Below are 13,850 nucleotides of genomic sequence, written 5' to 3'. Positions count from 1 at the left end.
TTCAATAAAAAAGGAAAATCATGAATGATCGACAACCGCAACAGCTCCACCGCGTCGTGGATCACCAGCTCCTTCGACACCTGGGATAACGGCATGGACACCTCCGAAATACACTCCCGGCTTCTGCCAGAGATTCACATCCACTACCTTTCTCAATGCGTTGACTGCACAATGTTCATATCCGGGTTCAAGCTGCAGATATTGTTCGTCGAGATATAGACGGGGTGCATCCACCGCATCCTGCAGAGGACGGTGAAAATCGATAACCTGCTGAAGAACCTGGGCAATGGCTGTTCGTATCCGTTTTGAACCACCACTGCCTATGACCAGTTTAACCCGATTGCCATTCAATAAAAGAGAGGGTGACATCATTGAATAGACGCGGTCGCCCGGAGTACCAGCATGAAATCCCTGCGGATGAAGATCATCTTCTCCCATCATATTATTCAGCATTATACCGGTGCCGGGAACGAAATAACCGGAACCCTCGCCATTTGAACAGGTCATGGCCGCACAATTCCCCCTGTTGTCTGCAATACTGATATGGGTGGTTCCCCTGGAAAACAATCGGATGTTGTTCTCAGAAACAGCAGTTCTTTCATCGGATCCCAGGAACCTGTCAAGATCAGCTGGTGTTGCAATTCCTTCGGCTCGCAACTGTTCAACCTCTTTCATCACAGCCGCAGTTCGGACAAGATGTGAAGCCGACCCCCATTTGGTTTCCCCAAGATGACACCTACTGGAGAGATGAAGGGCCAGGGCGATGAGTGTTCCTCCCATGGACGGTTCAGGCGCCGTGAGAAAAAGATATCTGCCGTAGGGCACACTGAGAGGTTTTTTCTCATATACCCTGTAAGCAGAAAGGTCTTCCAGGGTAAGAAGCCCCCCTCCCTCTTCCATCTCACGCACCATTTTTGCTGCAAGTTCACCCCTGTAAAAATTTTCATCTCCCTCCAGGCAGATCTGCTCAAGGAATTCTGCTGTTTCCAGGTTAACGAGAAGGTCCCCCTCACGGATCATAGTCTCCCCGGAACCATAAAGGGCAACACCCTGCTCCGTACGACCCATAATGGGAGACAGAATCTCAAGAAAATGAGCCTGCTGACTGTTCAGTTCATGCCCCAAGGCCAGCTGTATGGCGGGAGCTACAACATCCTTCAACTCCATATATCCCAGTTTCCTGTGAATATGGAGCAGTCCCTTAAGGACTCCGGGAACTGCAACAGAGCCAAGACCGATATTAAAGACCTGGGTCGTTCCTGAAAAATCCACCGTTACAGGGAAAAAATCAAGAGAATCAGACTTTTGTTTTCTCCCTTTTCCGGGAATATCAACGAAAAAGTCAAAAAAGATCTGGCCATGTTTCTCACTGTGACCGAGCATCAACCCGCCCCCACCAAGACTCGTCAGGGCCGGTTCGGCAACCGCCGCGGCAAAACCGGCGGCAACAACCGCGTCAAAAGCATTCCCCCCTGCTCCAGAACAACGGCAGCAGCCCGGCTCACCAGAGGATGCCCCGAAGCCGCAATGGATTTATCATACAGATTCACAACCAGAATTCCCCCCACAATGATTGGACTACACTTTTAAGACTTTTTTCCTTGCCATGGCAGCAGCGTAGAAAATCTGATCCGGTACCATCCCGGAGAACACGCTGGATATTTTCAAGATATCTTGAGGATCCAAACCGTCCGGCCATGAACTCCAGCCTCTCCAGCAGCTTCACTGCCGCGTCCCTCAACGGTATCCTCCTGCCTGCCAGCCAGCCTGAAGGATCATAATAGCTTCCCGAAAGACCATGCCGGGCTGCCTGCCATTTATTCGATTTTATAATATGCTGATTCAGGGGATCAGCAGTTTTTCCCTCTTCTACCAGGGTCGCCACAAGGGCCTGGATCATGGCTGTAATGCCAAGAATATCGGTAAACCTCACCGGCAGGTCACAGATACGAACCTCCAGGGTACCAAAATCAGGGTGGGGCCTGGCATCCCACCACAAATCCTTTATGGAATGAATAACACCCACAGATCGCAACAGCTCAACCTCATCCTGAAACGATTTCCAGTTGTCAACGTGGGTGTAAATTCCCGCAAGCGGTAACGCTTCAAAAAGCTTGGTCCGATAGGACATAAAGCCGGTATCCTCTCCCTGGGAAAAAGGAGAGGAAGCGGTCAGGGCCAGAAGTACAGGCAGATAGGCCTGAATACGATTGCAGACTCTTACCGCTGTATCCCCGTCCGGAATACCAACATGCACGTGCAACCCCTGGGTGATAAACCTTCTGCCGACAATCTGCAGCTCCTGCATTATCGCCTCGTAACGACTGTTTGTGGTGAGGAGCTGCTCCCTGTGCTGCGCAAAGGGGTGCAGACTCGCAGCGAAAAGCATGGCATGATTATCCTCTGCCAGTTCTTCAGCCATACTCACAGTCTGCATCAGATCATTTTCAACATCTTTGAGCGTGTGACAGATACCAGTCTGAATTTCAAGGATGGACTGGATAAATTCAGGCGAGAGACGGGGACGCAGAAGTGGTGGTGCATTTTCGAGTAGAATTGGAGCAAGCGGGGCCAGATCACAACTTTTTTTATCAAGAGTCTGAAACTCGATTTCCACTCCGAGAGTATAATCCGGACTTGGTGAAAATATAAGCGGTGTTCCCGTATTTCTTTTTCTTCCTTCCCCCATCAGCTCCCTTCCTTTATCTGAAAATCCTGTTGCTGGAGGTTATTTTGCCGCAGTCGAATTCCCATTTGTTTTCTGCTGCTGAGCCATTTGGTCCAGCCATGCTGGTTTATCTGAAAATCCGCCTGCTGGAGGTTATTTTGCCGCAGTCGGATTCCCATTTGTTTTCTGCTGCTGAGCCATCTGGTCCAGCCATGCTGGTTAAACAAACATTATTCAATCCGGATTGCACCCACATCCGGAGAGCTATCTTCTTCATCGTTAAATTCCTGCAGCTCCTCCCCGGAATCAATAACCTCAAAATCCTCGAGCACCGGTGGAGGTGATTTTTCTTCTTCTGCAATTGGATCAATATGAAAAAGAGCGGAAGAGTCTCCAGCCAGAGGTTGTTTAAACACGGCAATAATACCATCCATGGTTTGTATTACAGAAACGAGTTCCCAACCCGCCCGTCCATATTCATTGAGGGAAAGCTCCATTTCCGACTCATCCAGAAAAGCACTGCCAAGCAGGCCTTCCTTTTTCAGTTCGTAGTGTACGGTTTTATAGCTCCAACGCATTTTCTGTCTCTTTTCCTGTATTATCCGTCTTCCCACTCCATATAACCGGAAATATATATTTTCTTAATCCGTGATGGCCCTGTGGTTTTTACCCGGTTTTCTTGATTATCAAATTCAATTACGTACCCAACCCAGCCTGACAGTTATGAGTCTGAAGATGTACGTGCTTTACCAGGCATACTTTAAAAAATTCGTAAGTGGCAGCAGTTAATCAGAATTCCCTCTTTACCAATTCATCCTTTTTGAAAATCCCTTTAAAAACGCGCCCATCCTTTTGAGTGAATGTGCCCTTGCCATCACGAGCCCCGAACCTGAATTCTCCTTCATAACGACTACCGTCACTCGAAACCAGAATACCCTCACCGTGGGGAAGATCATCTTTGAACTCCCCCCTGTATACACTGCCGTCCGGGTAGATCAATTCCCCGATTCCCTGGAAACTGCCATGGGCAAATTCTCCCTTGTAATGACTACCATCGGAAAAAAAATACTCTCCCCTGCCGGAAAACAGATCATCCTTGAATTCGCCAGCATAACGGGTGGAGTCCGGGTAAGTGAAGATACCGCTGCCCTGTTTCCTGCCAGCTACAAAATCGCCTTTATATTCCCTGCCGTCTTTATGATGAAAGATACCATACCCCTCAATTTTACCATTTCTCATATCACCGACATAGCTGTCTCCACTGGGTAATTCAAGCATTCCCGGGCCATGCATCAACCCATTTTTAAATTGCCCCCGATATTCCCTGCCATCAGGAAAAACAATATGAGCACTGCCTGTAAGTGGTGTATTATTCCGAGTCGTATCCAGAACCACACCATTTCGAATAGTATATTTGCCGGTTTGCAGAGCCAGAACCTGTTTCGAGTCCGTCCCTGTCTTCTTCCCTTCGACCATCGCCGGTGTCCGAATTTGCTTTCCAGCTGCCCCCTCTTGCTGCTGTGGCTGACCGTTGACAAATTGGCCGGTAAAAACAGAACCGTCTTTGTAGACAAGTGTTCCCGTGCCATGCATCCTGTTATCGGCGAATTCTCCTTTATACCTGGAACCATCAGGAAACAAGAGTTCACCCATACCACTTCTCTTTCCCTTGATAAATTCACCCTCGTAAACGGTACCATCTGGAAACTCGTGCCGTCCCTTGCCATGGGGCAGTCCCTCTATAAAATCTCCCTGGTACCTGGAACCATCCACATATTCCATGGTACCCTGACCATGACAGAGATTGTTTTTAAATTCTCCCGTGTATTTTCGGCCATCCGCGTACCGGAGGGTTCCCTCTCCCTCGTAACGGTCATTGACAAACATGCCTTCGTACTTTTCCCCCCGGGGGAGTAAAACACCCCGTAACCATGCCTGGCCGAACCGCGATATTCTCCAGAATAACTGCTGCCGTCGACATATTTCCTGGTCCCCATTCCATCGGGTTTGCCATTATGGAAAAATCCGTCAAACCAGCTGCCGTCGGCATAAACGATCTTCCCCTTCCCCTCGATCATGTTATTTCTGAATTCTCCGTTGTATTCCCTGCCATCCGGAGAAAACAGAACGCCTTTCCCGTGAAACTGCCCCAGGCTGAATTCACCGATGTACTGAGTGCCATCAGCCCGTACCAGGGTACCTTTCCCGTGAATTACATTTTTATAAAACTGACCATCGTATGTGCGACCATCCGGATGGACGATCTTTCCCTTACCGTGAAACCTGCCGTCTCGAAACTGTCCTTCATAAACTGTTCCATCAGCAAATTTCAGTTTCCCCCGGCCATTGAGAGCACCATTCTTGAATTCCCCCGTATAGTGCCTGCCATCCGCCGATACATACACACCTTTACCGTTCCGACAGTCTCCCTGCAAACATTTGCTCCATCCAGCCGACGGACCAAGAGCAGTCAAAAAAAACAATGCGTGCAACATCACCAGCAGTCTTGTCTTCAATGGTATTCTCCGTTTATCAAGATAATGTATTCATGGTGTCGAAGTTGAATATGCCTTTTTCACCTCTTCCGCAATAATAGCAATTCCCCTTCTGATTGCATCATCATCCTGGGCATAGGTCACACGCAGGCATTCATCCTTATGTTTCCAGGCACTCCGCAGTCCCGGAAAGAAATAATGTCCCGAAACAACCAGAACACCTCTTTTCTTCAACCTCTCGTACAGCTCCAGACTGGAAATGGGAAGATCTTCAAACCAGAGCCAGAGAAACATGGCTCCTTCAGGTTTATGTATACGGCATGGAATACCTGCGAACTGCTCCCGTACTGCCCCGAGTGCATTTTCCATTTTCCTTTTATAAAAAGGTTGAATAAGATCGTGGCTTATTTTCCCGATTTCCCCACTTTTTACAATTTCACGCATCAGGGTTGCCCCGACACTTGTCGGCGTAAGAGACATTATGGCATTCATACTGCCAAGGGCTTTGACAACGTTTTCATCGGCGACCACAATGCCAGTTCTGATGGCGGGAAGCCCAAGCTTTGACAGGGAAAGACAGACTATCGTATTTTTATTCCATAAGGGCCTGGCATCCGTATAAACCATACAGGGAAAAGGCAGGCCGTAGGCACTGTCAATGATGAGGGGAATATTTTTTTCTTCAGCAAGTTTTGAAAGCTTCTCAACCTCCCTGTCAGTTACCACGTTCCCCGTGGGGTTGGTCGGCCTGGAAACACAGATGGCCCCAATATCATCACCTATGGCAAGCTCGTCAAAATCGACCCTGTATTTAAACATCCCATCATCCAGGTATTCAATCCTCGGCCGGGTCGTGACAAACAATTCCTCTTCCAGCCCAAGATCAGCATAGCCTATGTATTCCGGCGCCAGAGGCAAACATATTTTCTTTCTGAGACCATCTTCATACAAACCACCAAAAAGATTAAAAAGATAAAAAAATGCAGTCTGACTGCCGTTTGTAAGGCAGATATTTTCCGGTCCCACATCCCATCCATGTTCCCGGTTCAACAAGGATGCCAGTCCTTCAACGAAACCATGATCTCCGCAGAGAGGGCCATAAACTCCGGTAAGCTGGTGAAAAAGACGGGAATCATCACATATTGTCCTCAATCTCTGTTGAACAGTCTCCCTGAATTCGGGTACAACTCCAGGGTTACCGCCTCCCATCATAATCATATTCTCTCCTCCGGAAAGAAGTGCTTTTCCCAGATCATCCATAAGGGAGAGTATTCCGGCATTACTGGTCATTTTCCTGCCAAAACGTGAAAATTCCATATTCTGTTCCATCCTCCTGAATCGTAACCGGATTAGTTACGTGATACGTCATGTTCAATTTTCACCTAACCCGCATTTCTCATGAACATTGTGTCAATTTTGAGATGAGCTGTAGAATACAAATAATTAGCCAATTATCAGTAGTCGAACAAAATTGACACAATGTTCACCCAAGGTCAGCCCAGGCGACGCCATCTTCTGCAATATTTCAACAGTAAATATAGACAACTATTATTTACTCTTGAAAATTTTGTAGCTGACGCCGCCTGAACTGATGAAAAATGCGGGCTAAATCCTGCAATTGGCAAGTTTTTCGGAGATGCGAGGCATCAAGGGCGCAGACGTATTAACATACTTCAAGCACTTGATAACGAAGCAGATTCGATAAAATTGCCAATCCCCTAGGGCAAGGGAATAAAGAAAAAAACAATCTCACTCTGATAGTGAGTAGTACAGCCCCTACTGCAATATGATAACTATCTGTTTATACAATATAAATATTTTTTCTTTATTCCCGAAGTGCAGGATTTAGGTTTCAGTCCGTACCCGTCTGCCGGAAAAAACCCGTCCACATTGGACAATACAATACACAACGAAAAGTGAAAATAATATCCTTCCCCAGAAAACTCCGGTAATCTTGCCACCAATGGCGACCATCAGCAACGTATCCTCAACCAGTCCATGGCACAATCCCATCATGACCATAGAGTAAAAAAGTTCCTCCCGGCCCATCTTTCCCCTTGCCGTTTCCCGGATAATCATGGCCCCACCGTATCCAAGTCCCATTACCATACCGACAACAGTTACCGGTGCAGCATTGTGCCCCATACCGAAAACCGGCAGAACCGGGGACAGGATTTTTTCAAGCAAGGTGAGAAGGCCAATGGCCCGCAGAACACGCATGACTATGAGTATACAAAAAATTATCAAAACAATCAGTGCAATATTCTGCAGTTGATCAAGCACCCACTCCACCGGGGTCTGACTGGTATCAGCAGCTTTGAAATACACTGTCGCCTTTTCCTGCCAGAAACCGAAAAACAGACTCAGATGATGCAGGATCATTCCGTAAATGACAGCTCCCAGAAGACGTAGCAGCCCGATAGGAATAAGGGAAGCCCCTGCTTTTTTACTGACACTTAACTCAATGGGGAGGGCATGGGCGATAAGCATGGCAGAACAGAGAACGGTTATCTGGGCTACAGTCAAATCCAGGGAAGGTGCCAGAACCGCAAAAACAGCAATCCCCCGTAAAGACTGGTCAGCATGGCGGTCGCCCAGACAAGACCAAGGGAGCCGGGAAGGCCCATGACCCCCATTACAGGCTCAAGAACAACACTGAAAAAAGACACGAGCCCGAATTGTTCAAGAATTCTGGTGACAATGAGGACGGGAACCGTTATTTTCAACAGCTCCCAGCTGGTCTGCCAGGTATCGACAAGAAGCGTAAGACTCTTCTCCTTCAGGGACTTTCTGTTCATGCCTTTATTGAATCTCTTGAGGGAGGGTTCCTCTTCCCTTCTTTAGGAGTGTACAGCTGACAGGAAATACCCGAGTTCGCAAAAACAACTTTGGCCGGATTCTGCCTGCTTTTAAAACCGACAGCTCGGCAGCCATGGGGTTTTGCCGGGTCATATGTGATATAATAATGGACACAGTTTCTACATTGTATTTCGCCAGACAACATACACAACCCTTTAACCCGCATTTTTCATGAACATTGTGTTCATTTTGTTTTAAAATCTTTGCTTACCGCAGTAACAATTGGATATTACTGTTAACTGCAAAAAGAAATGAAAATCCCAACTCCGGCAAAAACGGTGTTCAGAGAGAAATTTTTTTAGGATAATCAAAAAACAGAAGAGAACCTTTACCACCAGCCTGTTGAAACCCACTTTTTCCACGAAACGCAATCCCCACAATGCCGCAGGTTGGAATATTATCAAAAGTCTCTCCACTGAGATACTCGGCGACATCGGTAATTACGGAATTATGTCCGACCATGAAAATCCTGTCAACCTTGTTGAGATAACATTCTGCGACACTGAGGAAATAGCTGAATCCTGAAAAATAGAGACCTCGATCATAGATTATTTTCCCTTTTCTGTAACCAATTCCAGCAGCTATGGATCGCGCAGTTTTTCGTGCTCTCAGGGCAGGACTGGAGACAATGCGATCGGGAAAAATATTACGCATGGAGATCCTGCCCGCCATATACGGTGCATTCATTTTGCCCCGTTTATTCAGGGCCTGTCATAATCATCAAGATCCGGATCAGCCCAGCTTGATTTGGCATGTCGTATTAGATAAAGTTCTTTCACCCGGACATATTCCGTTACGGTTGATTGTCAGGCTGCCATTGGCAAACCTCAAGATCTGTAGTCGGCATTAATTTTCACATAATCTACCGAAAAATCACAGGTGTACACCTCTTCACACCCGGTTCCGTCCTTCAAGTCTATACAGATCGAAAAAGACTTTTCCTTCAAAATCTCTGACGCAGCTTTTTCCGCTTCACTACCGAGAAACTGACCGTTTTTTACAATAAGGACATCACCGAATGCCAGGTCAACTCTTTCGGGATAAAACCGTACACCGGCCCTGCCCACCGCGGCCATAATTCTTCCCCAGTTGGCGTCTTCCCCGAAAAAAGCCGTTTTAACAAGACTCGATGTTGCCACTGTTCTGGCGATGGTCTCCGCCTCCTCATCCTCTTTTGCCCCGCATACACGGACAGTAATTGTCTTTGTGGCTCCTTCTCCGTCCGCTACAATCTGTAATGCCAAGTCCTTCAGGACCGTTTCAAGGGCATCTTGAAAAACAAGCTGGTCGTCAGGAGAATCACCATCAATCCACGGATTATCAGCTCTGCCGTTGGCCATCACCAGAACCATGTCGTTGGTACTGGTATCCCCGTCAACAGTAATTCTGTTGAAAGTCCGTTCCACCCCGAAAAGCAGTGATTTGTGGAGCTCTGGAAAACTGATCTGGGCATCGGTGACAACAAAGGCGAGCATGGTTGCCATGTTGGGCATGATCATACCTGCGCCCTTGGCCATTCCCATGATCCGGACGTCTCTGCCACCTATTTTTACTGTATCACAGGCAACCTTGGGCCGGGTGTCGGTGGTCATAATTGCTTCCGCAACTTTATCAAAATTGTCGGAAGACAGTCCTTTAACAAGCCTGGTTATATTTTTTTCAAATGCAGCCACATCAAGCTGTTCACCGATTACTCCGGTTGAGGCCAGTTGCACCATTTCATCAGGAATACCCAACGTCTCCGCGAGACACGCACTGATCGCCAGAGCATTCTTTTCGCCCTCTTCACCGGTACAGGCATTGGCGCATCCACTGTTAACCAGGATGGCCTGAGCCCTGCCCTCCTTGAGCCGCTCAATATCGATAACAACGGGGGCAGCTTTGACCTGGTTAGTCGTAAAAACACCAGCAGTGACACAGGGTTCATCACTGAAAATAAGGCCAAGATCGAGCCTGTCAGGGTATTTTACCGAGGCTTCAACAGCGGAAAACAAAAAACCTTCAATGTTCATTCAAACTCCATAGACAAGTGGATATCCGGCCAGTCCTCCCACCGGAAAAGAATCTCCCGAACAGTTCTTTCATGTTACCCGTTAGGTTTCTGCATAACAGGCCGGGAAATCGAGTAATTCAGCAATTTATTTAAAAATCCGCAAGGCGGCATGCATTTTTGACACCGTTCGGATTCGCTCTAATTTAAAAATCTACCACTTATGATGCTGATAACGCTAGTATTAAATTGTAAGTTTTTTATATAAAATTTCAACTAATATGGTATTCTGTTCCGGTGTCATCTCACGAAAGGAGCAGGCAGTTAAAAAATATAGCTGCAAATTAATGTCTTCTTCCGATCCAATATGGTGTTTTCCCCGTTTTATAGATTAACCAACCTGATCCACTGAAAAAACACCAGAATTCATAAAAGAATTAACAGTCTGAAATGTATGACTATTCCTGAACCACACTGGAGTTACTCCATTTATTCAACCAGTCTACTTCTTGCAGATTTCTTCATCCGTATCACTCTGTCGCTTCGGGTGATCATGCGCAAACGTCCCTATGGAGTTTCCCTTGCGTGGCTTATTGTCATTCTGTTGATCCCATTCATAGGTGGCATTTTTTACCTTCTTTTCGGGGAAAACCGTATTCCCGAAAGACGTTCAGAAAGAGCCAGGGTTTCCTACAATCAGTACCAACACTGGCTGAAATCATTGCGGGCAAGGGCCCCTGTGTCCTGGGAACACCTTAACCCTGAATGTGAACCCCTTCACCGGCAGGCGGAAACACTTATCGGCATTCCTGCAATGGCCGGAAACCGGTTGCAGCTGATTGACAACCCGGAAGATATCCTTACTTCCATTTTAAAAGATATCGACCAGTCCCGCTCAACCTGTCACCTGCAGTTCTACATCTGGGAAGAAGGAGGCAGAGTCGACAGGATTGCCCATGCCCTGATACGGGCTGCGTCCCGGGGTGTCACCTGCCGGGTTCTCCTTGATTCTATCGGCAGCCGGCATTTTCTCAAAAGCAAAACGGCCACCTCCCTGAAAAACGCCGGGGTCAAAATCCAGGAGTCATTACCGGCCGGCCTGTTCATGGTTTTTTTCTCCCGGATAGATATCCGTAACCACAGGAAAATCGTTGTCATTGACGGAGATGTAGCTTACACGGGCAGCCAGAACATGGTTGATCCGGATGTTTTTAAAATAGATGCCGGTGTGGGGAACTGGGTAGATACAATGGTACGGGTGGAAGGCCCCGTCGTTGAAAGCCTCGCAGGAACATTTATCAGCGACTGGTTTCTGGAGGCCGACGTCGGCCAATTCCGCTCCCGGTCAATTATTGAGGATGTCGAAACTGTACGGCGAGTCGGCGATATCAGGCAGCGCCCAATCGTCGGCGAATCGGCCGTGCAGATTGTCCCTTCCGGTCCAGGTTTCGCCCCAGAAGCTATCCATACCCTTCTGCTTACAACAATATATGCGGCGAGACACGAGCTGATTATGACCACTCCCTATTTTATACCTGACGAACCACTCCTGATGGCCCTGAAAGCTGCAGCCCAACGGGGAGTTGACGTTAAAATCATAGTTCCCGAAAAAAATGATTCCGTACTGGTCAAGTATGCAAGCCGTGCCCGCTACGAGGAATTGACGGAATCGGGGGTAAAAATTTACCTTTTCCGGGGAGGTCTGCTCCATTCCAAAACAATAACCGTTGATGGTGATCTTTCACTCTTTGGCTCCGTAAACCTGGACATGAGAAGTTTCTGGCTCAATTTTGAAGCTACACTGTTTATTTACTGCAGAAATTTTACCCAGGATCTACACGCTGTCCAGATGGGTTATCTCAATCAATCCCATGAGATAGAAACCACATCATTTGCCGACAGAACTATCGTGGAAAAATTCAAGGAAAATTTATCACTTCTTGTCTCCCCACTCCTTTAAAGGGAAGCTGAATTCATGTCGATTTTATGATTTTCTCTAAGTAATACATTGAAGATACTACTTCTTTCCGACATACACGCTAATTTTCCGGCCCTGAAGGCTGTTGTTGACAGTCTGAACATGGATGACTTTGAAGCCATTGTCAACTGTGGCGACTCCGTTGTCTATGGTCCCTTTCCAAATGAAACCCTCTCCTGGCTTCAACAATACCGTAGCTTATCCATTCTCGGCAATACCGACAAAAAAGTGCTGAAACTTCTCAAAGGAAAGACCTTCAAAAAACCCAGAAACCCTGAAAAGAGAATCATGTATACCTGGACTGCGGATAATCTCACTGGAAAATCGGCAGACTATCTGCAATCATTGCCGAAATCACTGCATATCGTATTCGAAAAAGAGAACTCCACAGCCATCTTCCATGGCAGTCCCGCAGCACACCATGAATTTCTTTTTCAAGACACCCGGACAGCCGTTTTCTCGAACTGGCCGAAAAAAGCAACTGTAGAATTGTTGTTACCGGTCACTCCCACACACCCTATTACAAATTTCTTGGTGGTGTGCATTTCATCAACCCGGGATCAGTCGGAAGAATGTTTGACGGAAACCCATGGGCCAGTTTCGCCGTCATGACACTTACCGGCCATGATATTAAAGTCACCCACCATAGAATACCTTATGATATCATTGAAACAACAGTCGCCCTTGCAAAGTTAAAACTCCCTGAGATTTATTCTCATATGTTTCTCTCAGGCCTGAAATTCAATTGATTTTTCACTTGCAGTCCCTTTTTTTCTTACTATACTACAGGTAATGTCAGGGTATTTTCTACCGGTTTCTTCCGGGATAACCCTCTCCCCTCCCCGTACAACGGTACCATTTTATGAAGACAAAAAAGAAACATTCCAAAAAGAAGAAAGCCGGCCCTTCGTGCCCGTATGATCCCGGCAAGGGAACAACTGCCGTAATCCGCGATGTGGTTAAATCGTTTGAAAAATCCAAAAAAATCCAGACGCCCACCACGAAGAGCCGGATCATCACCAAGCTGCTTGGGGAAAAGCACAAGGAAAAAATTGTTGAAGCTGCCCTGCTCAAGTATTACTGCTCTGAAGAACTCAAGCCCTACCAGGCGGAACTGATAAAGATGCAGGAACATTTGGAGCGGACAGGAAAAAAAATGATTGTCCTCTTTGACGGCCGGGATGCCTCCGGCAAGGGCGGAACCATCAGGCGTGTCACACGCTATATGAACGAAAAACGTTACAGGGTAATCGCCCTGGGAAAACCGAACGAATACCAGAAAACGGAACTTCACATTAAGCGTTATATCGAGCAGTTCCCCACGCCGGAGAAATTGTTCTCTTTGATCGAAGCTGGTATAACAGGGCAATGGTGGAGCCTGTCATGGGGTTCTGTACCCAGGCCCAGTACAAAAGATTTTTAAAGAAAGTCACCACCTATGAAGAAAACTTCATCCTTGACGGTGGAAAAACAATTCTCCTCAAACTCTACTTTTCCGTATCCAAGGAGGAACAGGCCAGGCGTTTTGAAAGACGCCGCAATGACCCGCTCAGACAGTGGAAACTCAGTGAGGTTGACCTGCAGGCTCAGGAGCTCTGGGATGAATTCACTGAGAAAAAACGGATACTGTTACGCAAAACCCATAAGAAAAAATCACCCTGGTATGTTATCCGCTCTGATAACAAGCACCTTGCAAGACGGGAAACCATGAAACTGATCCTCAGTGCCGTCAAGTACCGGGGCAGGTCAAGAACACTCAATTTCAAGGTGGATCCTGAAATTGTTATCCCCGGTGATGTGGAATATAAGCTTATGACCAAGGAAAAGAAAAAATACGGTGCTGCACTGAAATAATAATAC

12 protein-coding genes and 3 pseudogenes are annotated in these 13,850 nt (G+C 47.1%); 4 read left to right on the top strand and 11 right to left on the bottom strand.

What is annotated here, in order from left to right:
- Window positions 1-18: 18 nt before the first annotated feature.
- The 11 genes and pseudogenes from LO777_RS04350 to argJ form a co-directional block, all read right to left on the bottom strand.
- Complete coding sequence (locus tag LO777_RS04350) at window positions 19-1,533, bottom strand: gamma-glutamyltransferase (RefSeq protein WP_228857329.1); 1,515 nt, start codon at window positions 1,531-1,533, stop codon at window positions 19-21.
- A 13-nt stretch (window positions 1,534-1,546) separates the two neighbouring features.
- Window positions 1,547-2,689 carry a carboxylate-amine ligase gene (locus tag LO777_RS04345; protein WP_228856337.1) on the bottom strand — a complete coding sequence of 381 codons (1,143 nt, stop codon included), beginning with the start codon at window positions 2,687-2,689 and terminating at the stop codon, window positions 1,547-1,549.
- Window positions 2,689-2,847: a hypothetical protein gene (locus LO777_RS04340; RefSeq protein ID WP_228856336.1), complete on the bottom strand. Its 159-nt coding sequence runs from the start codon at window positions 2,845-2,847 to the stop codon at window positions 2,689-2,691. Before LO777_RS04340 ends, LO777_RS04345 begins: the two co-directional genes overlap by 1 nt.
- 51 nt (window positions 2,848-2,898) lie before the next feature.
- Window positions 2,899-3,246, bottom strand: coding sequence for a DUF4177 domain-containing protein (locus tag LO777_RS04335; RefSeq protein WP_228856335.1), 348 nt, complete (start codon window positions 3,244-3,246; stop codon window positions 2,899-2,901).
- Window positions 3,247-3,457: 211 nt separating this feature from the next.
- Window positions 3,458-4,555: an MORN repeat-containing protein gene (locus LO777_RS04330; RefSeq protein ID WP_228856334.1), complete on the bottom strand. Its 1,098-nt coding sequence runs from the start codon at window positions 4,553-4,555 to the stop codon at window positions 3,458-3,460.
- 17 nt (window positions 4,556-4,572) lie between these two features.
- Window positions 4,573-5,163 (bottom strand): annotated as a pseudogene (locus tag LO777_RS04325) (MORN repeat-containing protein); the annotation flags it as partial.
- A gap of 51 nt (window positions 5,164-5,214) precedes the next feature.
- Window positions 5,215-6,480, bottom strand: coding sequence for a valine--pyruvate transaminase (locus tag LO777_RS04320; protein ID WP_228856333.1), 1,266 nt, complete (start codon window positions 6,478-6,480; stop codon window positions 5,215-5,217).
- Window positions 6,481-7,008: 528 nt separating this feature from the next.
- Window positions 7,009-7,689, bottom strand: coding sequence for a nucleoside recognition domain-containing protein (locus LO777_RS04315; protein WP_228856332.1), 681 nt, complete (start codon window positions 7,687-7,689; stop codon window positions 7,009-7,011).
- Entirely contained in the window at window positions 7,686-7,961 is a 276-nt protein-coding gene (locus LO777_RS04310) for a nucleoside recognition domain-containing protein (protein ID WP_228856331.1), read from the bottom strand. The genes LO777_RS04315 and LO777_RS04310 overlap by 4 nt, the downstream gene beginning before the upstream one ends.
- Window positions 7,962-8,304: 343 nt before the next feature.
- Window positions 8,305-8,727, bottom strand: a complete 423-nt coding sequence (locus tag LO777_RS04305; protein WP_329955717.1) for a SixA phosphatase family protein — start codon at window positions 8,725-8,727, stop codon at window positions 8,305-8,307.
- A gap of 122 nt (window positions 8,728-8,849) precedes the next feature.
- Complete coding sequence (gene argJ / locus LO777_RS04300; RefSeq protein WP_228856329.1) at window positions 8,850-10,034, bottom strand: bifunctional glutamate N-acetyltransferase/amino-acid acetyltransferase ArgJ; 1,185 nt, start codon at window positions 10,032-10,034, stop codon at window positions 8,850-8,852.
- Between the two features lie 432 nt (window positions 10,035-10,466).
- Here argJ and cls point away from each other — a divergent pair, with 432 nt between their 5' ends.
- The 4 genes and pseudogenes from cls (at window position 10,467) to LO777_RS20915 (ending at window position 13,844) form a co-directional block, all read left to right on the top strand.
- Window positions 10,467-11,972, top strand: a complete 1,506-nt coding sequence (gene cls / locus LO777_RS04295; protein WP_228856328.1) for a cardiolipin synthase — start codon at window positions 10,467-10,469, stop codon at window positions 11,970-11,972.
- 48 nt (window positions 11,973-12,020) lie between these two features.
- A pseudogene (locus LO777_RS19960) lies at window positions 12,021-12,338 on the top strand (metallophosphoesterase family protein); the annotation flags it as partial.
- A 77-nt stretch (window positions 12,339-12,415) separates the two neighbouring features.
- Window positions 12,416-12,739 carry a metallophosphoesterase family protein gene (locus tag LO777_RS19955; RefSeq protein ID WP_329955716.1) on the top strand — a complete coding sequence of 108 codons (324 nt, stop codon included), beginning with the start codon at window positions 12,416-12,418 and terminating at the stop codon, window positions 12,737-12,739.
- 113 nt (window positions 12,740-12,852) lie between these two features.
- Window positions 12,853-13,844: pseudogene (locus LO777_RS20915) on the top strand (polyphosphate kinase 2).
- The last annotated feature ends 6 nt before the right edge of the window (window positions 13,845-13,850 follow it).

The organism is Desulfomarina profundi, assembly GCF_019703855.1.
GTDB lineage: Bacteria > Desulfobacterota > Desulfobulbia > Desulfobulbales > Desulfocapsaceae > Desulfomarina > Desulfomarina profundi.
The sequence above is the reverse complement of the archived record's forward strand: the minus strand, read 5'-3'. Positions and strand labels throughout refer to the sequence as shown.

What these genes read in the sequence shown, in the direction of transcription:
- LO777_RS04345 (WP_228856337.1), bottom strand. Translation starts at nt 2,689, where the DNA reads ATGGGGGAAGGAAGAAAAAGAAATACGGGAACACCGCTTATATTTTCA.
- LO777_RS04340 (WP_228856336.1), bottom strand. Translation starts at nt 2,847, where the DNA reads ATGGGAATCCGACTGCGGCAAAATAACCTCCAGCAGGCGGATTTTCAG.
- LO777_RS04335 (WP_228856335.1), bottom strand. Translation starts at nt 3,246, where the DNA reads ATGCGTTGGAGCTATAAAACCGTACACTACGAACTGAAAAAGGAAGGC.
- LO777_RS04330 (WP_228856334.1), bottom strand. Translation starts at nt 4,555, where the DNA reads ATGTTTGTCAATGACCGTTACGAGGGAGAGGGAACCCTCCGGTACGCG.
- LO777_RS04320 (WP_228856333.1), bottom strand. Translation starts at nt 6,480, where the DNA reads ATGGAATTTTCACGTTTTGGCAGGAAAATGACCAGTAATGCCGGAATA.
- LO777_RS04310 (WP_228856331.1), bottom strand. Translation starts at nt 7,961, where the DNA reads ATGAACAGAAAGTCCCTGAAGGAGAAGAGTCTTACGCTTCTTGTCGAT.
- argJ (WP_228856329.1), bottom strand. Translation starts at nt 10,034, where the DNA reads ATGAACATTGAAGGTTTTTTGTTTTCCGCTGTTGAAGCCTCGGTAAAA.
- cls (WP_228856328.1), top strand. Translation starts at nt 10,467, where the DNA reads ATGACTATTCCTGAACCACACTGGAGTTACTCCATTTATTCAACCAGT.